This window comes from Serratia marcescens (assembly GCF_006715005.1).
Lineage (GTDB): Bacteria > Pseudomonadota > Gammaproteobacteria > Enterobacterales > Enterobacteriaceae > Serratia > Serratia montpellierensis.
The window spans coordinates 2,818,185-2,840,044 of record NZ_VFMJ01000001.1; the positions used below are offsets into that span (position 1 = coordinate 2,818,185).

The 21,860-nt window shown below is 50.5% G+C and carries 17 protein-coding genes; 2 read left to right on the forward strand and 15 right to left on the reverse strand.

Features of this window, described 5'->3' with window-relative positions; all coding sequences use genetic code 11:
* The 11 genes from FHU12_RS13570 to galU all read right to left on the reverse strand — a co-directional run bounded on the left by FHU12_RS13570 (position 1) and on the right by galU (position 13,979).
* A complete protein-coding gene (locus tag FHU12_RS13570) occupies positions 1-1,419 on the reverse strand; it encodes a mannose-1-phosphate guanylyltransferase/mannose-6-phosphate isomerase (RefSeq protein WP_089185726.1) in 1,419 nt (472 codons plus the stop codon).
* A 137-nt stretch (positions 1,420-1,556) separates the two neighbouring features.
* The gene (locus FHU12_RS13575) at positions 1,557-2,534 is read right to left on the reverse strand and encodes a polysaccharide pyruvyl transferase family protein (RefSeq protein WP_089185725.1); all 978 of its coding nucleotides are present in this window, start codon (positions 2,532-2,534) and stop codon (positions 1,557-1,559) included.
* 34 nt (positions 2,535-2,568) lie between these two features.
* A complete protein-coding gene (locus FHU12_RS13580; protein ID WP_141969928.1) occupies positions 2,569-4,086 on the reverse strand; it encodes an MATE family efflux transporter in 1,518 nt (505 codons plus the stop codon).
* Positions 4,087-4,108: 22 nt separating this feature from the next.
* Entirely contained in the window at positions 4,109-5,095 is a 987-nt protein-coding gene (locus FHU12_RS13585; protein ID WP_141969930.1) for a glycosyltransferase family 4 protein, read from the reverse strand.
* A 10-nt stretch (positions 5,096-5,105) separates the two neighbouring features.
* The gene (locus tag FHU12_RS13590; RefSeq protein ID WP_141969932.1) at positions 5,106-6,194 is read right to left on the reverse strand and encodes a glycosyltransferase; all 1,089 of its coding nucleotides are present in this window, start codon (positions 6,192-6,194) and stop codon (positions 5,106-5,108) included.
* 147 nt (positions 6,195-6,341) lie between these two features.
* Positions 6,342-7,775: an undecaprenyl-phosphate galactose phosphotransferase WbaP gene (gene wbaP / locus FHU12_RS13595; protein WP_141969934.1), complete on the reverse strand. Its 1,434-nt coding sequence runs from the start codon at positions 7,773-7,775 to the stop codon at positions 6,342-6,344.
* Positions 7,776-8,070: 295 nt separating this feature from the next.
* Entirely contained in the window at positions 8,071-10,248 is a 2,178-nt protein-coding gene (wzc, locus tag FHU12_RS13600) for a tyrosine-protein kinase Wzc (protein WP_141969936.1), read from the reverse strand.
* 16 nt (positions 10,249-10,264) lie between these two features.
* A complete protein-coding gene (locus tag FHU12_RS13605; RefSeq protein WP_089185719.1) occupies positions 10,265-10,699 on the reverse strand; it encodes an arsenate reductase/protein-tyrosine-phosphatase family protein in 435 nt (144 codons plus the stop codon).
* Positions 10,700-10,715: 16 nt separating this feature from the next.
* On the reverse strand, positions 10,716-11,852 hold the full coding sequence (locus tag FHU12_RS13610) for a polysaccharide export protein (protein ID WP_089186857.1): 1,137 nt from the start codon (positions 11,850-11,852) through the stop codon (positions 10,716-10,718).
* A gap of 293 nt (positions 11,853-12,145) precedes the next feature.
* Positions 12,146-13,039 carry a sugar phosphate nucleotidyltransferase gene (locus FHU12_RS13615; protein WP_141969938.1) on the reverse strand — a complete coding sequence of 298 codons (894 nt, stop codon included), beginning with the start codon at positions 13,037-13,039 and terminating at the stop codon, positions 12,146-12,148.
* A gap of 40 nt (positions 13,040-13,079) precedes the next feature.
* Positions 13,080-13,979, reverse strand: a complete 900-nt coding sequence (galU, locus tag FHU12_RS13620; RefSeq protein WP_141969940.1) for a UTP--glucose-1-phosphate uridylyltransferase GalU — start codon at positions 13,977-13,979, stop codon at positions 13,080-13,082.
* A gap of 645 nt (positions 13,980-14,624) precedes the next feature.
* Between galU and FHU12_RS13625 the strand changes: the two genes are divergently transcribed.
* Positions 14,625-16,208 carry a TerC family protein gene (locus tag FHU12_RS13625; RefSeq protein ID WP_038881010.1) on the forward strand — a complete coding sequence of 528 codons (1,584 nt, stop codon included), beginning with the start codon at positions 14,625-14,627 and terminating at the stop codon, positions 16,206-16,208.
* Between the two features lie 31 nt (positions 16,209-16,239).
* Here FHU12_RS13625 and dcuC read toward each other — a convergent pair whose 3' ends face one another.
* The 4 genes from dcuC to udk form a co-directional block, all read right to left on the reverse strand.
* Complete coding sequence (gene dcuC / locus FHU12_RS13630; RefSeq protein WP_141969942.1) at positions 16,240-17,592, reverse strand: anaerobic C4-dicarboxylate transporter DcuC; 1,353 nt, start codon at positions 17,590-17,592, stop codon at positions 16,240-16,242.
* Between the two features lie 175 nt (positions 17,593-17,767).
* Positions 17,768-19,600 (reverse strand): outer membrane assembly protein AsmA, encoded by a 1,833-nt coding sequence (asmA, locus tag FHU12_RS13635; protein ID WP_141969944.1) that lies wholly within the window; start codon positions 19,598-19,600, stop codon positions 17,768-17,770.
* A gap of 44 nt (positions 19,601-19,644) precedes the next feature.
* Positions 19,645-20,226 carry a dCTP deaminase gene (dcd, locus tag FHU12_RS13640; protein ID WP_019454407.1) on the reverse strand — a complete coding sequence of 194 codons (582 nt, stop codon included), beginning with the start codon at positions 20,224-20,226 and terminating at the stop codon, positions 19,645-19,647.
* 125 nt (positions 20,227-20,351) lie between these two features.
* Positions 20,352-20,993, reverse strand: coding sequence for a uridine kinase (gene udk, locus FHU12_RS13645; protein ID WP_141969946.1), 642 nt, complete (start codon positions 20,991-20,993; stop codon positions 20,352-20,354).
* Between the two features lie 232 nt (positions 20,994-21,225).
* Here udk and FHU12_RS13650 point away from each other — a divergent pair, with 232 nt between their 5' ends.
* Positions 21,226-21,855 (forward strand): phosphatase PAP2 family protein, encoded by a 630-nt coding sequence (locus FHU12_RS13650; protein WP_141969948.1) that lies wholly within the window; start codon positions 21,226-21,228, stop codon positions 21,853-21,855.
* Positions 21,856-21,860 lie beyond the last annotated feature (5 nt).

The window sequence follows — 21,860 nt, forward strand, 5'->3', positions numbered from 1 at the left end:
TCAGCAACTGCTGTAATGATCTTTGATACGAATAATGTCATCTTCACCCAGGTACGAACCTGATTGGATCTCAAGCACTTCCAGCGGGATCTTCCCTGGATTCTCCAACATATGGGACGCACCGGCAGGGATAAACGTGGACTGATTTTCCGTCAGCAAATAGCTCTTCTCATTGAGCGTCACCTGTGCCGTGCCCGATAACACCACCCAATGTTCAGCGCGGTGATGGTGCATCTGCAAAGAGAACTTGCCGCCGGGTTTCACCGTCACCCGATTGACATGGTAGCGAGGCGTATTGACGACCTTATCGTTGCGCCCCCACGGGCGATATGACTCGCGATGCAGACGATACTCGCGCCGGTCGCTTTTCTTCAGATGTTCAACGACTTTTTTCACGTCTTGCACCTGCGATTTATCAATCACCAGCACCGCATCTTTGGTGCTGACTATCACCAGGTTTTCTACGCCGATGGCCGCAACCAGTATCTCATCGGTGTTGATGTAGCAATTGGCGGCATTGTGGGTAAAGATGTCGCCGTTCAGCGAGTTGCCGTCGTTGTCTTTCTCGTTCACTTCCCACAATGCGGACCAGGAGCCCACGTCATTCCAGCCGGCATCCAGCGGAACAACCACCGCGGAGGAGGTTTTCTCCATCACGGCATAGTCTACCGATTCATCCGGACAAGCCGTGAACGCCGCGGTATCGACACGAATGAAGTCCTGCAATGCATCCGGCTGCAAGGTTGCCATTGCCTGCCGGCACGCGTCCAAAATATCCGGGCGGAAAGCCTCCAACTCTTCCAGATAGCGCTTCGCTCGGAACAGGAACATCCCGCTATTCCAATAATATTCACCGCTGGTCAGATACGCTTGCGCAGTGTGCAGGTCCGGTTTCTCCACGAAACGCCGAACGGCGAATGCCGGGGTTGCATTTTCCTGCGGCGCTCCGCGCTGAATGTAGCCGTAGCCTGTTTCCGGGCCGGTCGCCACAATACCGAAAGTCACGAGTTTTCCCTGCTCGGCAAATTGGATAGCGGAATCGACCGCCCGATGAAACGCATCGACGTTCTCGATAACGTGATCGGCGGCAAGCACCAACAGCAGAGGATCTTCACCTTTGGCGACCGCGCTTAACGCTGCCAAGGCGATAGCCGGCGCCGTATTGCGGCCGACGGGTTCGAGAATGATGTTATTGGCCAATTGGTCAATCTGTCGCAGCTGTTCGGCGACCAGAAAACGGTGCTGCTCGTTGCAGATGACCAAAGGTGCGCCGACATTCAGACCTTCCAGACGGGATACCGTCTCCTGCAGCATCGACTGTTCGCCGTGCAGGCGTAAAAATTGCTTGGGATAAAGCTCGCGAGACATTGGCCATAAACGACTGCCCGTGCCACCGGCCATGATTACAGGAAGAATCATTGTTATCCTCAATTATTAAGTTAAGTGCTCATGCGTCGCGGTTACATGCAAAAGCCCAGAGAAGAACGAAAAGAAGCGGAAACCGCTTAAAATTAACCGCTCTTATCTTTTGACAGCCAAGATAAGCGCGCACCGAATCAGGCAAAGGAGCGGCACTTTTCAATAAGCTGTGCTGCGTACTCATGGTGCAGGGTTTTATTTGATATTTCGCTGTGCAAACCAATCTTCTCGCCTTTGAACTCAAAGTTGGTGGTTGAATTTGCGTTGCTATCCACATCGATGCGGTTGAAGAAATCGAACAGGCCGTCGAAACGGCAATTGTCGATTTTGTTTTTAAAGCCGCCGTTAACAAAGATCACCGGGGTACCCATCGCCAAACAAGGCAACGCGGTATGGATCCGCGAGGTTACGACCAGCTTGGCATTCGCCAAACGGCGCAGGAAGTCATCAGCCAACTTGAAGCCTTCTTCGGCGGAGATGTACGGTATGATTTGCGTTTCAAATTTGGCGTTTTTAAGCAAGTCCGCATCGAAGTGTTTTTTCAACACTTTATTGCGATGAGCAAACTCAAAAGCGCGACCATTCAGCAGGCGTTTCCCAAATCTTAACGGTTGACGCATCAGTTCCGGCAGTGTCATGGAATCGTACATAACGTCAATAAAGTAAACGTCATCGGTGACATTATCGCGTTTATAGGTTTGACCCAGAGTCAGCGTCATGCAACCGGAGTAATATGCATCGATGCCTTTCGAAATCAGCAGGTCGCGGGTATAGAAGTCACGACATCCAACCGGCTGGAATTTTTTGAAATGCGCGATGGATTCGGGGGTAAAGATTTTATCAACAATCGTGGAGTTGATATGAATTGAGACATACAGAGGATTGATGCTCTCGGCAGGTGGAAAGTTCTCCGGCAAGTCCATGTACCAGGCATTCATGATCATCTTGACCGGATCGCCCTGGTAAGCGTTCATATGATCGCGGGGGATAAAGGCATCGACAGAGGGCAGAAATTGCTTCGCTGCCGTACTTTGTACGTAGTCCCCTAAATTAATCCAGTTTCTCTTAACGTAAATGTCACTCTCATAGGTTAAGACACTATACTTAGAACTCATTATTCCCACCTTAAAAAAGATACCTATAAATAATTTAAAATCGATTCTTAATCAATTGTATAATTTGCTTTCTCTCTTCTGTTTTCAACACAACAAAAGAGAAAGCAAGCATAACCAAAACTAAATTAATGGCAGTCAACAGAACTAACCCCACAAATCCGCCAGGCAGATAATTGCTCATATACTGCATAGCAAAAACGGCAACGCATGCAACAAAACCAAGCTTTGGCAGGTCGATGAAAATAAATTGACTGGCACTTACCCCTGCAATTCTATTTACATAGATAACTCTAAAAACCAATAGAGAGAATGCGCACAGGATCCTGGCGGATACCGCTACATAAACAGAAGCCCCGAGGGTAAACAGTATAAACGTCAACAGCAGCGAAAGCATCATGATCGCCGACACGATGAACTGGTAGTTTCTCAACTTTCCAACAGCATATATAGCGGTAATATAGGGGCCAGATAGCGAATCAATCAGAATATATATGGCGACTATTTTTATCAGCCCCGTCAGATAAGGCGGTGCCTGGCCAAGCCAGAGACTGACGATATAGTCCGCATCGATGAACACCGGGATTGCCGAGATCATCACCACAAACCCCGTTAGTTTGCATGACAGCGAGATCAGCGAGGTGACATGATCGCTGTTGCCGATGGAATGCTGCTTGATTATTTGCGGGTTGATAGCGGTCTGTAAGGTGCCAATGATGCGATTGAAAGCGACCAGAATTTGCTCTGCAAGCCAAATGGATCCATTGGCAATAACGCCGACAAAATAATATGTCAGCAGGGCGATCCCCTGAGACAACCCCACCACGCTTAAAGAGCCAATCATCGACCAACTTGAAAAAGAGAAGATCTCTTTAATCAAGCCGATATTTTCTTTAACGCGTATATTTATCCTGCATATGCTGAGTTTCTTCGTGCATATCAATACGTAAACGGCAAATACCAATACATAACCAACGAGCAGGAACAAGGAATAGCTGATTATTTTATTCTGGAAATAAAACAGGGTAAACAAGAATACCATTAGCCAGCGCTGAAATGCGTCAAAGATGCCGATCTTGGCAAAGAGATCCATCTTTTCGCTGGCGATCAACGAGGCCATAAACGGCGTTTGCATAATCTGGAAAATCAACGAAACGATCGAGACTTGGTAGACCCAGAAGATATCGTCTAAACGCTCAGCGGGTACTTTAAGCTTATGCAGTAAAAACCAAAGCCCGACTGTTTCAGATAAAATTAAGACCAGCCCACAAATAATGAGATGCACAATAATGCTGACATTAAAGACGCTGTTGGTCCATTTATGGTCGTTCTTGCCAAGGCCGACAGATAAAAAACGTTGAGTAGCCAGTGCAGAAACGTTTTGTATAAATGAAAATAAAACGATTATACTGCCAACAACGCTATATAAGCCAAAATCATAAACCCCTAACGTATTCAAAACCATTCTTGATGTATAGAATGTCACGAACATGATGAGTAACATTCGGCCATACAACATGAAGGTATTTTTTGCCATTACCTTTTTATCGACCACACAAGCTCTCTCATATAATCATTTATAGGATCTTATTCAACTGCTCATCGACCTGTTTCGCCGTCATATTCCATGAGTACTTCTTAGCCCGTTGCAGGCCAGCCTGCCTCATTTGCGCACGCAGCCCTTCATCGTGGTTGACTTTGGTCATAACGCCGGCGATCTCACCGATATTCTCCGGATCAACCAGCTGCGCTGCATCGCCCGCCACTTCCCCCAGAGAAGTTGTGTGTGAGGTTATCACCGGTACACCACTCGCCATAGCCTCAACAACGGGCAGCCCAAACCCTTCATAGAGCGAAACGAAGATCAGCGCACGTGCCCCGCGATAGAGTTTTGGTAGGGCCTCGCTTTCGATATAGCCGGTGAAAACCACCCGGTCGCTGAGTCCCAACTCAACGATCTTACGTTCGATCTCCTCGGTGGCTTTCCCGGTAAACAGCAATTTGACATGTTCCGGCAAATTCGCCTGCTTAAAGGCCGCCAGGGTGCCAAACTCATTCTTATGCGCCTTGCGATTGCTGACGCAAAGAAAATAGTCAAAAGGGAAATTCAAGGTATCACCCACCGGGGTGAAGTCTTCCGATACGCCATTACCCACGTTGATGACCTTGTTGGCGTCAACGCCGGACCACTCGACGATTCTTTTCTTCGAAAACTCGGAAACGGTAAAGATAAGTTGGGCTTTCTTACAACCGTTTAATATGACGAATCGATAAAAAATTCTTTTGAAAAAGCTGGAGTTTTCCGACCTGTCAATATGATTAAGGTCATGTATGGTGAAGACATAGGGTTCCCGCGAGAACAGCGGGGGGATATAGCCAGGGAAAAATATTACGCGCCCTTTCTTTGAAAACAACTTCAGGGTTGTTTTAACACAATCTAACGGACTATATGGTTCGCCCTGAAATCCGGCATCAGAATAATTATTGATAGCATTTATTTGTTCTGAGAATGTCCCTATGCCTCCTGAACCGCTCCACCGATTATCAATAAGAATCTTCTTCATTTTAGTCTCGTTATACAATTTCATTTGAGTTATTAATGGTTTTAGCACCAAGTCTATTTTTTTTAGCGATGAATAGCGCTATCTTTTCTCTTAACTTATCAACGTCTGATTCGCTATCACCAACAAAATACAAACTGTCTTTCCCTAGATAATCCAACATGCCATCTCTGGCTGGCGCTATGACCGGTACATTCCTTTTCAGAGCTTCCAGCATGATCAGCGGCACGCCTTCATAGCTTGACGGAATCGCAATTAAGTCTGCATCGTATGCGAAATCCCAGACATTATCTTTCCAGCCTAAAAACTCAACGTTTATATTATTTCCTAGCTGACGGACTGTGTGCTTCATTTCATCGAGATCGGGGCCATCACCTATCACTGTCAGATCGACACGGTTATTGATATCACGCAGCGCCTCAAGCAAAATATCCTGCCCCTTCTGGCGGAAGAACACCCTACCCGCCATCAGTATTTTTATTTTTTCTGGATTTGACAGAAATTCATAACCAACGCCTCGGATGTCTTTTGGTGCCGGCTTAGCAACAAAATTCCTCAACACTCTCACATTTGCCGATTTATTTTTTTCTTTCAAATCATGGCGAAATTGGTTGCAGATAGTTACGTAGTTATCACAGTTTCTATACGCAAATTTCGCCAGGAAATCCTTCGCCTTTGCCAGGCGACTTCCCATCTTCTCAAAACTGTGTGCATACGGGATGTAGCTAACGACTCTGTTGCCCAACCCCAGTAAACGGCTGCCGTTTAAAAAACCGGCACCAAGCTCAATATCGCCCTGAATAATTACCATATAATCATGGTATTGGCTTAGCTTCTTGAGCAGAAGACTCGACTTTATGACATGAAGAGGATTAAAGAAAGAATGAATGATCTCCATTCTTTTATGCAGCACATGATGCAATTCGTAATTAATACTGGCTGAATCTAATAAAGCAATAAGCTTGCCGTTGTCACTCGGCAGATAACACGAAATGGAAAATCCCTTTTTAACAAACTTTTTTATATGAGCAACGCTCATCAGTTCATGGCCACCTAAAATAGAGGCGGTAAAAACTATGGCAATTTTTTTATTTTTTAACATACATCCTCATTGAATTACACTATAGATATAAACTCAAAGAGTTATATTCTTAAGCATTAACACAAGGGGCATGACAACATCAACTTCAGCAGCCGTAGGAAAGCAGAACGTTATTGTTCTGCCCCTGCGATAGGGTATCGCTTGTGATCAATACGCCCCATCTCTTTTCAAAACAACGTTGATGGTTTTAAAGAGAATGGCGATGTCATTCCACAGCGACCAATTCTTGACATACCAGGCGTCAAAATAAACACGCGTATCGTAGTCGACATCGTTCCTGCCACTCACCTGCCACAATCCTGTCATGCCCGGCTTCGCCATCAGATAATAGTCGACATCGCCGGCGTAGCGTTCCAGTTCTTTTTCGATCACCGGACGAGGACCGACGAGGCTCATTTCTCCCCGCAATACATTGAAAAGCTGAGGTAACTCATCAAGACTCGTTTTACGGATAAATTGACCAACGCGGGTTATACGCGGGTCATTTTTCAATTTAAAGTCTTTATCCCACTCTTTGCGGGCTTCAGGATCATTTTGCAAGAGGTTTTGCAATACCTCTTGCGAATTAGTTACCATAGAACGGAACTTCAGGCATTTAAATTTGTGACCATCGCGGCCAATGCGTTCGTGACCATAGATAGCATTTCCGCCGTCTTTCTTCACTAGATAACTCAATATGAGCAGCACTGGAGATAGCAAGACAATGATGCTGGCCGATCCCACAATGTCGAATATACGCTTCAAAAAACGAGATGTTCGCTTAGCCAAATTATTACTGACCCGAAGGATCATAACCTCGTGGCTGAAAATAAATGACATATCAGTTCCATATAGCGGAACCCCGCGCAGCGTAGGTATCACTGAAACTGAACGGCAGTGGTGCTTCGCCAATTTTTTTAGCCATTCATCACGCAGTGCGTTCTGTTCAAACTCTAATGCTACAATGAATTGGGTGGTTTCAGGATCACATAGTTGCCAGAGCTCAGCTTCATTCGCAATAACTGGTTTGTCAAACAAGGTTTTCTCACCTGACTCACCGCTGGAAAAGAACGAGCAGATCGCAAAGCCAAGAACTTCTTCACTTTGTAATGCTCTATACGCATCACAGGCATTCTTGCCCGAACCGATAATAATCGTATGTTTTTTCCACAAATTTAACTTATTTAGGATCCGCTTGGTTATTGCCCGCGCGAATGGTACTAATAACAATGCAACTCCCCAAGTGAGTATCCATACATAACGGGAGAACTGCCACTTTGAAAAGGCAACCAGGGCCAAATCCAATACTGCGAAAATGAGCAATGTGCGAAATATTTCTTTCAGTTCAAACCAGAACGGTTTGCGATATGTATAGTGACGCAAGCGAACCCAAAACCAAGCAACGCATACTAAAGATAGCATAACATGCGTCAGAAAACGTGCCGGCATTTCTGACTCTGGGATAAATTCGTTGATATTCCACCCAAAAAAACTAATAAGATAGATCGCGATACTCAACGATAAAGTAAAAAATATGAAATCAGAAAAGGCGAGGGATAACTTAACTAAATTAGTTCTTTTTGAGTAGGCAAGCGCACTCATGTTTTTTTCCTTTATTAGTAGAATCTTACCTTAGTACACCACACAGACATTCTACGTACAGGTATTTTTTACCACATCGAAACAGTTATACTTTCTATAAGTAAAGCTAAAATCAAAGCTCACCTACACCATTAAACCCATCTATTTTGACAGTCAGAGGCAGACTGTTAGATTGTATGAAAGACAATTGATAACAATAGGTATAAGCGTGGTTTTTGATATTATATTCACCACATCAGCTTCAGATCATGCAAAACTAAAGAGGCTGTTAACAGCCTCTCTGGCATAACTTTATTTAGCTTTTGGATTTATAACTGTATTCGTAATAATCATAACCATAATTATAGTAATTCGAGGCTTTCTTCATCACCGCGTTCAAAATAACGCCTTTGATATCAATACCATTTTGCTCGAAGCGTCTGATACTGACCTCAACCTCTTTAGGACTGTTCAGTTCAAAACGGGCAACCATCAGCGATGTACCGGCGTGTTTACCAATAATTGCAGCATCAGTAACGGCCAAAATCGGCGGGGTATCGACCAACACCAAGTCATAATTTTCTGATGCCCACGCCAAAACCTCGGAGAAACGGCTGTGCATCAACAATTCTGACGGATTAGGTGGGATCTGGCCACGCGGAATGAAAGCGAAACCGCCATGCACTGTGCTTCTGACAGCAGAGGTTGCAGTGATTCGGCCGGAAAGAATATCTGACAGGCCATCTTTAGCCTCCAGACCTAGCACTTCATGCATATACCCTTTACGCATGTCACTGTCGATGAATAACACGCGCTGACCCGCCTGCGCCACAACGGCTGCCAGGTTAGCACTGATAAAGGTTTTACCAATGCCGGGGCTTGCCCCAGAGATCATTAACACATTATTTTTTGCTTCCATCATGGCAAAGTGAAGGCTGGTTCGTAGACTACGAATCGCCTCGATAGCCAGATCTGCCGGGTTGCCGACGGCAAGCAGTGAGTTGGAATCGCTATTGAGCTTCCGCCCTTTATTTTTCAGGACGAACTCTTGGTCTTTCTTCTGCTGCCACTCAGAGAGTGGCACGCTCGCATACACATTGATACCCAACTCTTCCAGCTGTTCCGGGTTTTCAATGCCGCGATGCAGGAACGAACGCAACAAGACATACCCCACAGACAGTACTCCTCCCAGCACAATGCTGAAGAGAATTACAATGATGCTCTTAGGCTCTACCGGTTTTGATTGCGTGACGGCACGATCGATAATCCGTACGTTACCCACAGTACTTGCCTTCGAAATACCAAGTTCCTGCTCTTTATTCAACAACTGCATGTATACTTCTTGGCCCGATTGTACATCGCGGCTTAAACGCACAATCTCTTGCTGCGTTTTAGGCATCGCGCTCACACGCTTGTTGAGTCTGTCTCGATCGTTTTCCAACGTTTTACGTTTCTCAAGCAATGCACGATATGAAGGATGCTGTTTGGTATAGAGCTTAGAAATCTCCGCTTCTTTAAAAGTCAATTCATTCAGCTGAGAGTCGACGGCGACAATCGAATCCAAGACAGATTTCGCTTCGAGCGATAAATCGACTGAATCTTTCTGCTGTCGATATTGATTGAGTTTATTCTCTGCAGAGTCAAGTGAATTACGGATCTTAGGCAGCTGATCCCTCAGGAAGTCCAAGCTTTTCGCATCTTCTTCCGACTTTCGCACAATATTTTGTTCAAGATAGTTTCTTGAAATGGAGTCCAAAATCTCTCTAATAAGGACCGGATTCTCACCGGTGAGCCCTAGCCCCAACACACCAGTGTTCTTGCCTTTATCGGCAACTTCAAACTTATCCAGCAGATTATTCGTTGCCCGCATTTCGCTGATCTTAGAAACTTTAAACTTCGTACCCTGCGGTGCTTCAATATTGCTTACCAAGATGGTCACGCCGTTGTTATCAAGCAAACGTCCAACGCTACCCTTAGCGATCTCTTCCCCGTCACGCAGGATAGAGAAGCTTTTGCCATCACCAACGACTAACGTCACCGAAGGGTCTTCAGCCCATGCTTCTGGTAGGTCGAATTTGGAAACCGCTATTTTTCCCGGCACCTTTTTAGTCAAACGAGCGAAGCCTTTGCCAAACAGAGGAAAATATTCCTGCTCAACGATGGTCCGAAGATTAAGATCTTCTACTGTTTTATTTAAGATCATCCGAGACTTCAATAATTCTATTTCAGGACCCGACTCGGGTTGCCCATTAGGCAAAATCTGGTTAATGTTATTAAGTAATGCATTCCCTACGTTTTGCTCAACTTGCACCATAGCATCGGCACGATAAATTGGCGTAGCAAACAAGCAATACAGAATACCCAGGGTCAGGGATAATGCCGTTACTCCAATGATCAGCCAGCGGTTATCAATCAACTCGCCTAACAGACGCCCCAGATCGATCTCATCTGACTTTTCACTTCCTGAATTATTTACTCTATTTTTATCTGACATTGATAGTCCTGACTGATTATCGGCTTAAGGCTTGCGTCCATTTATGGGCGGATTCTTCAAGAAGGCGATAGACAAACTCAAACGCTTCGCGACTTTGGCGGTAGGGATCGGCAATTTCACGTTTCCCTATCCAATGCCCAAAGAGCATGGTTTTACCTCTGACCTCCGGCGCCAGTCTACATACGGCATCGATGTGATCTTTTTCCATCACCAGAATCAGGTCATACTCACGACACATAGAAGCAGTTAGCTGTTTTCCTTGGTGCCCGTCAAGCGATAGGCCATGCTGGTTTGCAACATCTGTCGCTCTGCCATCTGCCGGTTTCCCCACTAAAGCACCCAGCCCAGCCGAACTGATCTTTTTATGCGGTAAATTTCTTTTCAATAAACGCTCCCCGGTAGGGGAGCGGCAAATATTTCCTACACATACAACCAAAATAGAATCAAACATGCTTCACACCACCCTACTACGGCCAATTTCGCACGCGCAATGAACCTTCTGTCAAGTTGTTGAACCCGGTGATCGTCGGTACCAATTGGCTGATGACGCGGTTCCAACGAACAACCGGTGCGGTGGTCACATAAACAATATCATACGGCTGGAGTTGGAATTCTGTGCCCATGACCATGGCGGCCGCATCAGACGCGTTCAACTGATAGATATCCGCCAGCTTGTTGTTCCCCTTGCCGAGCAAAGGACGAATCACAAATACGCCAGTCGCATCGGAATAGGATTGATCCATGCCTTCTGCATTGCCCAACGCCTCGGTTAGGGTCATACCACTGCGATCCATCTTCAGCGTAGTTTGCTTCTTAACCTCGCCCATCACGAAGACTTTCAAATCATCATTGCGCGGAACGTAAAGAATATCGCCGGGATAAAGTAAACGGTTTTGGGTCAGATCGCCGCGCTGCATCAACGCCTGCAAAGAAATACGCTGTTCTCTACCATTATGCGTTAACACCACGTTGCGCCAGTCGGCATTCTCCGCCAGACCGCCTGCTGCATTGATCGCGTCCATCACGGTCAACGGCACGTTAGTGATTGCCTGTTTCCCAGAGGCCGCCACTTCACCCGTCACGTAGACTTTCTGCGAACGAAACGCCGCGATGCTTACATCCACTTGCGGACTCTCAATATACTGTGCTAGGCGGTTGGTGATCTCTTCGCGAACCTGAACCATCGTCTTGCCCGCAACTTTTACTTTGCCAATATAGGGATAGAAGATGGTGCCGTCAGAATTGACCCAGTTACCCGTGTCGCTAGCGCTGCGGTATTGGCCAGCCGGCGTAGTCAGTTCGGGGTGATCCCACACAGTGACCATCAATACATCGCCGATGCCGATACGGTATTCGTAAGTCTGAAGCTCGCGCTCCAGCAACGAGTTCGGCTGCGCCACAACCGGCTTCGCCCGCATTTTCTCGACCAAGCTCGGCGTCATCGGATAAATATTTACCAGCTTGTTAAGATCAAAATCACTATCTTGCTGTTTTACGACGTCTTTGCCACTGGTTGAAAGATGAGAGCCCGGCACGATAGTACAGCCGCTGACCACACTGATAGATACCAGAAGCGGTATCAGTTTCCATTTTTTTTTTGCCATCGAGTTATCATCACTTTCAAAGTAAAAATGCATGTAATGCCAAGCCCCAGGCCAACCATGGCGCCTACTGCGGCACTCAGCGAAATGAGTTGTCAATACTCACACGAAGGCACTCTAAGTTGCGCGTTCATTGAGCAAGTGTTGAATTCAGATTTGTTAGACTTAAACTCTCGGAGCATTATTGCATAATTCTTAAAAAAAGAGCTGCGGCAAGCCCGTCGTTTTTGTCCTAAACATAGCAGCGACCAGTTACGCATCGTTCCCAACCGGTCATTAAGAATAATCGATATATTTTACAAAGACAGTCGTTCAGCCCACTCACGGAAGGCCTTACCTTGCGTTGGATGGCGTAAGCCATACGTCACGAATGCCCGCAAGTAGCCCATCTTCTCACCGCAGTTAAACGACTCGCCAACCAACTCAGTGGCCTCTACCGTCTGATGTTTCAGCAATTCGGCAATCGCGTCCGTCAACTGAATACGCCCCCAGGCGCCCGGCTCGGTTTTTTCCAAAATGGGCCAGATAGCGGCTGAAAGCACATAGCGCCCAACGGCTGAATAGTTGGATTTCAGTTGAACATCGCTGTCCGGTTTTTCGATAATCGCGGTAATGGGCGAGGATTCACCTTGCCGCAACGCATTGTTCTGGCACTCCACAACGGAATAGTCACGCAAAACATGCTCATCCACGGGTTGGATCAGTACCTGACTCAAACCCGTCTCTTCGAAGCGGGAAATGAGGTGAGCCAGGTTATCTTTTTTCAGATCGGCTGTAGCATCGTCAAGCAACACATCCGGCAACAGCACCACGAAAGGAGAGTCTCCGATCAATGGTTTGGCGCAGAGCACCGCATGACCCAGCCCTTTAGGTTGCCCTTGCCTAATATGCATCAACGTTACGCCTTTCGGCGTTATTGATTGGACTTCATCCAACAACTGGCGCTTAACGCGTGCCTCGAGCATCGCTTCCAATTCAAAGGACGTATCGAAATGGTTTTCTATTGCATTTTTAGATGAATGCGTAACCAGAATGATCTCTTTGATACCTGCCGCTACGCACTCATTAACAATATATTGAATCAAAGGCTTATCGACGATCGGCAACATCTCTTTAGGAATCGCTTTGGTCGCCGGTAGCATATGCATGCCAAGGCCAGCGACAGGAATGACAGCTTTCAACTTCGTCATGCTCGTCCTCTTCAATCTTGTGAACGTACTCAGCCACATGTTAGTTGTTATTCAAGGCCAGCTTCAACCATCGCGAGAAATCTTCACCTTCTGTGGCATGGCGTAGACCGTATTGCACAAAGGCCTTCATATAACCAAGTTTATCGCCGCAGTCGTGTGATTTACCGCTCATATGGAAGGCTTCCACTCTTTGCTCATCCATCAGCATGGCGATAGCGTCGGTCAACTGGATCTCATCGCCCGCGCCTGGGGGCGTCTTCTCGAGCAACGGCCAAATAGCGGCGGAAAGCACGTAGCGCCCCACTACCGCCAGGTTAGAAGGCGCTTCCTCGCGTGAGGGTTTTTCAACCACGGCAGACATCGGTGCACTTTCTCCCGCAGCAATCGTCGCACCTGCACAGTCAACCACGCCGTATTTTGACACATCCTGCTCTGGCACCGGTTCAACCATGATTTGGCTGCACCCTGTTGCCTCAAAGCGTTGGATCATTTTAGCCAGGTTTTCTTTACGAAGATCCGTAGTTGCATCATCCAGCAATACATCTGGCAGCAAGACGACAAAAGGGGAATCCCCTACCATGGGTTTCGCGCACAATACCGCATGCCCGAGCCCTTTCGCTTGCCCCTGACGCACCTGCATCACGGTCACATCCGGCGGGCAAATGTTTTGCACTTCGGCCAGCAGCTGGCGTTTTACACGCGCTTCCAGCACGGCTTCCAACTCGAAAGAAGTGTCAAAATGGTTTTCAATCGCATTTTTCGAGGAGTGGGTGACCAGCACGATATCCTTAATGCCGGCGGCGACACACTCACCGACAATGTATTGGATAAGTGGCTTATCGACCACCGGCAACATTTCTTTAGGAATCGCCTTGGTTGCCGGCAACATACGAGTGCCCAAACCCGCCACTGGGATCACAGCTTTCAGTCTTTTTTGCATTTCTACTTCCACAATCAATTAACTGATTTATATAGTATAAACAGCGAATTTCAGGCAAAGCATGGCAGCGCAAGCAATGCTATCAGACACGCTACCGCCCTTGGCTTATAGCTGCCAAAACGCTGTTATGAAAAATTCCTGTACGCAATCCAATGAACGCTAAGCACGCTTCTGTACATGACAAAGAGCCCGCATCACACGTTGGTATTTCGCAGCTTGAAGAACAAGGAGAACCTATGCCCTTATAACCAAAAAACGCGAGTTATCTTCGCTTATATGGCTAAGATTCTTATACTATTGACTTGCTGATACAAGCCTTAGATACCCATGGCTAGGTGTTTTCAGAATAAGACTACTAACGCGCTGGAGTTATGCAAATAATAGCATAAGAAACCTATTTCAATACTTTGAAATTATTAAGGTTTAAGGCATGTTTCTTTTATGAACAGACACGTTCGCATTCTTATACATCGTTTCCCCGCTAAGCCGGATACACCTAAACGTGATTCAGATTACTGAGTACTTTTGTCAGCCTAAATACCTCGTTTTCATCCACTTCCTCTGATTAAAGTTGAATTTTGCCGCCCCAGCGCCCATCATTCCCGTGCGGCATAAGCCGTAGAACTTACAGGTGAAATTGGGCGTATGGAATGGATCGCTGATCCAACAATTTGGGCCGGCCTGGCCACATTGGTCGTGCTGGAAATCGTTCTGGGTATAGACAACCTTGTCTTCATCGCCATTCTGGCGGACAAACTACCAAAACAACAAAGAGATAAGGCTCGTGTCGTCGGTCTGTTGCTGGCGCTGGTCATGCGTCTTGCGCTGCTCGCCTCCATCTCGTGGCTGGCGACCCTGACCAAACCGATGTTCATCGTCGCGGAGCACCCCTTCAGCGGCCGCGATCTGATCATGCTGGTCGGCGGGATATTTCTGCTGTTCAAGGCCACCATGGAGCTGAACGAACGGCTGGAGGGCAAGGATGAAGAGCAGCACGGCGCACGCAAAGGCGCGCGTTTCTGGCCGGTGGTGGCCCAGATCGTGGTGCTGGACGCCGTTTTCTCGCTCGACTCGGTGATCACCGCAGTCGGCATGGTCGACCACCTGGCGGTGATGATGATCGCGGTCTGTATCGCCATTGGCCTGATGCTGCTGGCCAGCAAGCCGCTGACGCGCTTCGTCAACGCACACCCGACTATCGTTATCCTGTGCCTGAGCTTCCTGTTGATGATCGGCTTTAGCCTGGTGGCGGAGGGCTTCGGCTATCACATTCCGAAAGGTTACCTCTACGCGGCGATCGGCTTCTCGGTGATGATCGAAGCCTTGAACCAACTGGCCCAGTTCAACCGCCGGCGCTTCCTGTCGAAGGTGCGGCCACTGCGCGAGCGCACCGCCGAGGCGGTACTGCGCATGCTGAGCGGTAAACACGAAGAAGCGGAGGTCGACAGCCACTCCGCCAACCTGCTGGCGGACAGCGACAGCGAAAACGGCGAGATCTTCAATCAGCAAGAACGGCGCATGATCGAACGCGTGCTGGGCATGGCTCAGCGCACGGTCAGCAGCATCATGACTTCGCGTCACGACGTCGAATACCTCGAGCTGAACGATCCGCAGGAGAAACTGACGCAATTGCTGGAGCGTAATCAGCACACGCGTATCGTGGTGGTGGAAAGCAGCGCCAGCGACGAACCGCTGGGCGTTATCCATACTATCGACGTCCTCAAACAGCAGTTGGCGCAGGCGCCGCTGGATCTGCGCGCGCTGATACGCCAACCGCTGATCTTCCCGGAACAGCTCACGCTGTTAAGCGCCCTGGAGCAGTTCCGCCAGGCGCAGACACACTTTGCCTTTGTGGTCGACGAGTTCGGCTCCGTCGAAGGTATCGTCACCCTGACGGACGTGATGGAAACCATCGCCGGCAATCTGCCGGAGGCTGGCGAAGAGGTGGACGCACGCCATGACATTCAGCAAAACGAAGACGGTAGCTGGATTGCCAACGGCTATATGCCGCTGGAAGATCTGGTGCTGTACCTGCCGATGCCGCTGGAAGACAAGCGCGAATACCACACGCTGGCGGGGCTGCTGATGGAGCACAGCCAGCGTGTGCCGCAAGAAGGCGAGCAAATCAAGATCGGTGACTATCTGTTCGAACCGCTGGAGGTCAACAGCCACCGCATCCTGAAAGTGAAGATCACCCCGCCTCCCCCACCGGAGGACTACGAGGTTTAGCATTGAGGCCGGGCATCGCCCGGCCTTTCTTTTACTGGGGAACCAACAGCTCGGTCGCCACGATCACGACTACCAACCCGACAATCACCGGCACCGACGTGCGTTTCACCACGTCGAACGGCGAGATTTTCGCCATACCGGAAACCGCCACCACCACGCCGGAGACCGGCGACAGCGTGCGGCCGAGGTTAGACGCCTGCAGCATCGGGATCACCAGATAGGCCGGATTCACGCCCATCTGCGCCGCCAGTTTCGGGATCAGTTCGACAAACGCATAGAACGGCGCATTGCCGGAACCGGTGGTCATGGCCGCCAGCATGGTGATCACCACCAGCACCAACATCATGATCAAACCGCCGGTGCCGAACGACTGCGCCAGCCCGATCAATCCGCTGATAAAGCCGACGGTGCTCAACCCCTGCGCGAACACACCCGCGGCCACCAGCAACATCACCACGCTGGCGAAAGCGTCCGCCATGCCGCGATAGGCCACTTCCAGGCCGCTGAACACCTGTTTGGCGCTGAAGCTGCGCACAAACTCGATCACGGCCGCCAACAGTATGCACCCGACCAGTACGGTAATGATGTGCAGCTCCGGCCCCCATTTTCCGTCGAAAATCAGCACGCCGAGGATCGGCGTAAACGGCAAAATCGCATAGAACCCCGGCGCGTGGGTGTTGATTTCGCTGACGTCCATGATGTGATGCTGTTCATTGTTCTTTTTGTCGAGATAGCGCTGCCAGAAAAAGTGCGCCACGGCCATGCAGACGATGGCGGCAATCGAGATCGGCAGCGTGGTTTTGAACGCGAAGTCCACCAGCGGCATCTCCGCCGCCTTGGCCGCCAACACCACGTCGCCGGAGGTCGGCGCCAGAATAATCGCCGCCGGCGAAGCGCAAATGGCTGCCGCCGCACCACGGCTGATGCCAACGTTCACCATCAACGGGAACAGCGTCGCCATCAGCAATACGCCGAGGCCGGTGGCGGAAGAGACTGCCAATGACATCAGGCAAGCGACAAAATAGGCCGCCACCATCAGCAGATAAGGCGAGTTGATCATCTGCAAAGGGCGCGAGGCCAGCTTGACGACCACGTCGTTGGCGCCGATATGCGTCATATAGGCGGCAAAGCCGCACAGCATCATGATCATCATGCCGAGATCGCCACCGCGGCTCATCAGCAAGATCTTGACGTACTCGATCATGTCGGTCGCGCGCCAGCCGGTAGACGCCGCGCCGGGTGGCAACAGCGTTTTCCCCATCAGGGCGCTGATACCGAGCAGCAGTAACCCGCCCACCATCAAAACGCCGGTGGCGGAATACCCCTTGATGATGTAACGGCCCACGCCCGCCGCTACTACGGCGCCAATAAGAAGCTCTATCATGTTTCCTCAACTCGTCATGTTTTCGCGCTCAGGCGCATAGCCTCAGCAGAACAGGCTCTTACTCTGCACAAACTGCGCGCGAGTCTTCATGACCTTCATCAAGGTAACGGAGGGAAATTATCGTGGGAAACATCGATATTGACGCGGGCCCCAATGCGGCCCGCGTCAGGAGGAATTACAGCTTGTCGAGCAACTTCTTCAGATCCTGGCCTTCGCGCGAATCCTTGTTCTTTTCAGCCCACTTGTTCAACGCATCTTTTGCGCGATCCTGCAGCGTTTTACGCAGCACCTGATCGACCTGCAGTTGATAATTCAGCTGTTGCCACGGCCCGTAGACCCGCAGCGGGATCGGCGTTTTTTGCAGCTGTTCGATCAGCTCGCCGCGCCCTTGCCAACCGCCGGTGACGCGCACGTTAAGCGCCATATCACACTGTTTGCCCGGCATATCGATGCTGCCGGTGCCGGTCAGTGCCAGCAAAGGCGAATCCGCCGTCAGGCCGCTGAGTTTGACCGTGCCCTGGTTCAGGGTAGCCTGCGCCGAAACGCTTTTGACCTCGGTATAGCGCTGATAGCTGTCTTGTCCACGCACGCTGTTGTCATTGCGCGCCACGGCCTGTTGGATCAGTTGCTGGATGTTCAAACCGTGCAGTTGCGCATCCTGCATCGCCAGCTGCGCCGTACCGCGCCAGCGGTGCTCAAATGACTGTGAAGAGAGGCGATCGCCGGTCAGATCCCCTTTCATGCTGAACTTGCCGGTCAGCATCTGCGGCATGTCGAAGGCTTTGAGCACCGTGCCCAGCTCAATCTGGTTCAGCGTCGGCTGCACACTGATAACCGGTTTATTGCCGCGCGCATCCAGCGATCCTGGCAAGGAGAAATCCCCGCCGGCCAATTGCCCGGCAAGCTTGTGCAACGTCAGCAGGCCGCGTTGGTTATCCGCCGTAACGGCCAACTGGGTAACGTTCATACCGCGATAGGTTACCTGTGCCGCCTGCAGGTTCAACTGTGCAGTGAAATCGCGCAGCGCCTCCAGGTTTTGCTGCCGATCGTCAACCTGGCTGGCGATCACCGGCGCGGAAGTCACGGCGGGCTGCTCGGCGGTAGTGGTGCTGGATTGCCAGCCGGAAAGCGCGTCGAGATCGAGGTTAGCCGAATTGAGGTTCACCACATAGCCGGGCACTGGTCCCAGCGTGGCACTGATATCGCCGGTCAACTGACTGTTATTGGCGCTGACGTTCAGCTGGCTGACGGCAATCTGCGCCGGCGTCTGCTGATAGACCACCTGCGCATTACCCTCCCCCTGAATACCGCCGTTCAGAATATCCGCGCCCGCCAGTTGGTAATTGAACTGGGTCACTTTGGCGCCAATCTGGCGTGGGAACTGCTGCAGATTGACATCGGCCGCCATGCTGAAGGTCAGGTCACGCTGATCGCGGTTGACCCGGCTGGAAAGTTCCAGCTGCGCCTGGCGTTTCTCCGTTTGTTGCAGGGTGAGATTGATATCCCGGACATTGATTTGTTCATTATCGGCACGCTGCCAAATCAGCAGGCTGTCCACCACCCGAAGGTTATCGATATCGAACTTCCAGGCCGCGTCTACCGCGTCAGTACCGCTACCGGCGGGTGCGATCGGGGCGTCCACCTGCGAGTGCTCTTCGCTGTCGGGCGTGAGGCGAATAACCGCGTTTTTCAACATCACCTGCTTCACAAACAGCTGATGCGACAGCAGCGGCAACAGTTTGACATCGAGGCGCATGTTTTCCGCACTCACCACCGGCGCTTTGGCACCCGGTGCAGTTAGCGTCATGCGGCCGGCCAGGATGCTGAGCTGCGGCCAGATATGCCACCGCAGGTCGCCTTCGAGCGTCAGCTGGTAGCCGCTCTTCTGCTCGACCTTTTTGACCATGTAGCCGCGAAAATCATTCGGATTGACCAGCAGTACCAGCGCGGACATCCCCGCCACCACGACCACCAGTAAAATCGCCAATGTCGTCAGTAATCTTCTCATGCCACCCTCTTGTCAGCGCCACACCGACGGTGCATTCCGCGCCGTTAGTCCTTGTCGATTCGACTGGCTACTGCGCCCTGCTGATCGCGATATTTTGCGTCCTGGCGGCTGTTGTATGGCCGGGCCGCCGGGCCGGACAATGGCTCAAAGCTCAAGGCCCCGATCAGCATCCCCGGCCGCAGCGCCAGCGGCAGCTTGCCGGAGTTGTAAAATTCCAGCACGATGCGGCCGTGCCAACCCGGATCGATACGGTGCGCAGTGACGTGTACCATCAGCCCCAGGCGCGCCAAAGAAGAACGGCCGTCGAGCCAACCCACCAGATCGTCCGGCAGCGTCACGGATTCGAACGTCACCGCCAGGGCCAGCTCGCCAGGATGAAGGAAGAACGCCTCGCCTTCCGGCAGGACAATCTCGTCGCTCATCACGCGATCCAGCGCGGCGCTGACTTCGTCTTTCGGCCCGCTAAGATCGATAAAAGGCGCGGTATGGCCACTGAACACGCGGAACTGATTGCCCAAACGGACATCTACTGTGGCCCCGTTGATGCGTTCGAGCGGCGGGCGCGGGGAAATCACCAGTTTCTCGCTATCCAGCCAGGCTTCTATATCGCGGTCGCACAGTCTCATGTCTTTCTTCTCCATCAAAACGCATAACTAAACAAAAATTGCCACACAACGGGCGAAAGGTCTACGCCGGGGTGCAAATAGTTGGCCACCGGCCGGAAATACACATTTCCGGCCATTAAGCGGCATTATTCAAAGAATTGGCTGATTTTGGCTTTCAGAATATCGATCGCGATGCGGTTTTTGCCACCGCGCGGGACGATGATATCGGCGTATTGTTTGGAAGGTTCGATAAACTGTAGGAACATCGGGCGCACGGTCTTCTGGTATTGCGCCATCACCGAATCCATCGAGCGGCCGCGCTCGTTGACGTCGCGCTTCATGCGGCGCATCAGGCAGATATCGAGCGGCGTATCGACAAAGATCGAGAAGTTCATTTCCTGGCGCAGGCGGATATCCGTCAGCAGCAAGATCCCTTCCAGAATGATCACTTTTTTAGGTTCGAGATGGATGGTTTCTTTCTTGCGCGTGTGTTCGGTGTAGCTGTACAGCGGCAGCTCGATCGCCTTGCCGGCCTTCAGCATCTGCAGATGCTGAAACAGCAGGTTGTGATCCATGGCGCTCGGGTGGTCATAGTTGGTTTTGACCCGTTCTTCCATGGTCAGGTGAGTCTGGTCTTTATAGTAACTGTCTTCTGGAATAACGCCGATGTGCTCATCGCCGACCTGCTCGCGGAGTTCGCGGTACAACGTGCTGGCAATAAGGCTTTTTCCGGAGGCAGATGCGCCAGCTATACCAATAATGACGCACTGATGCGGATTGTCAGTCATAAAATTAAAGACCTGATTTCATAGTGTGAAGGGGGGAACTAAAACGCGACAATTATAGGGAGTCGTCAGGGTTTGCGCCACTGTATATTGCGCGACGGCGGGCGAATTCGGGCTATCTCGTCTTATCGGTACTGCCGTATTTTAAGAATCTCACGGCTAGGGCAACGCGCGCTAACAAGATACACTCCTGCGCTGACTTATGCTCCCCCATGCCCCTTCATCGGAGATTGATGTGCTGGATTGGTATTTTTTGACTTTTTTCGGCGACAGCATGCTGCTGCTGCCCTGCGCGCTGATTCTGTTTTTATTGCTGCTCACGTCTTCCACCACCCGCGCGGCAGGCTGGCAGTGGGCGCTGATCTTCGGATTCACCGGCGGGCTGGTCTGCCTGTCCAAACTGGCCTTTATGGGCTGGGGTATTGGTAACGCAAGTTATGATTTCACCGGATTCAGCGGCCATTCGGCCCTCGCCGCCAGCATCTGGCCGCCGTTACTCTGGGCGTTGACCGGCCGTTTTTCCCATCCGGTGCGTAGCCTCGCGCTGCTGACCGGATGGATATTGCCTTTCACCATCGGCGTGTCACGGCTGGAAATTCGCGTTCATTCGGTATCCGAGGTGATCAGCGGGCTGATTTTAGGCTACCTGGCCAGCGCCCTGTTCCTGTGGCTGCAACGCGCTAAGGCTCGTCCCCGCCTTTCCTGGCCACACTTGGCCATCGCGCTGACCTTGCCGCTGGCACTGATGGGGCAGCGGCAGCCGGCCCCCACCCAGGGGTTGCTGGAACATATCGCCAAAACGCTGGCGCAAATCGAACGTCCTTATACCCGCGCGGATTTGCATAACCCTGCCCGTATCCCATAAAAAAA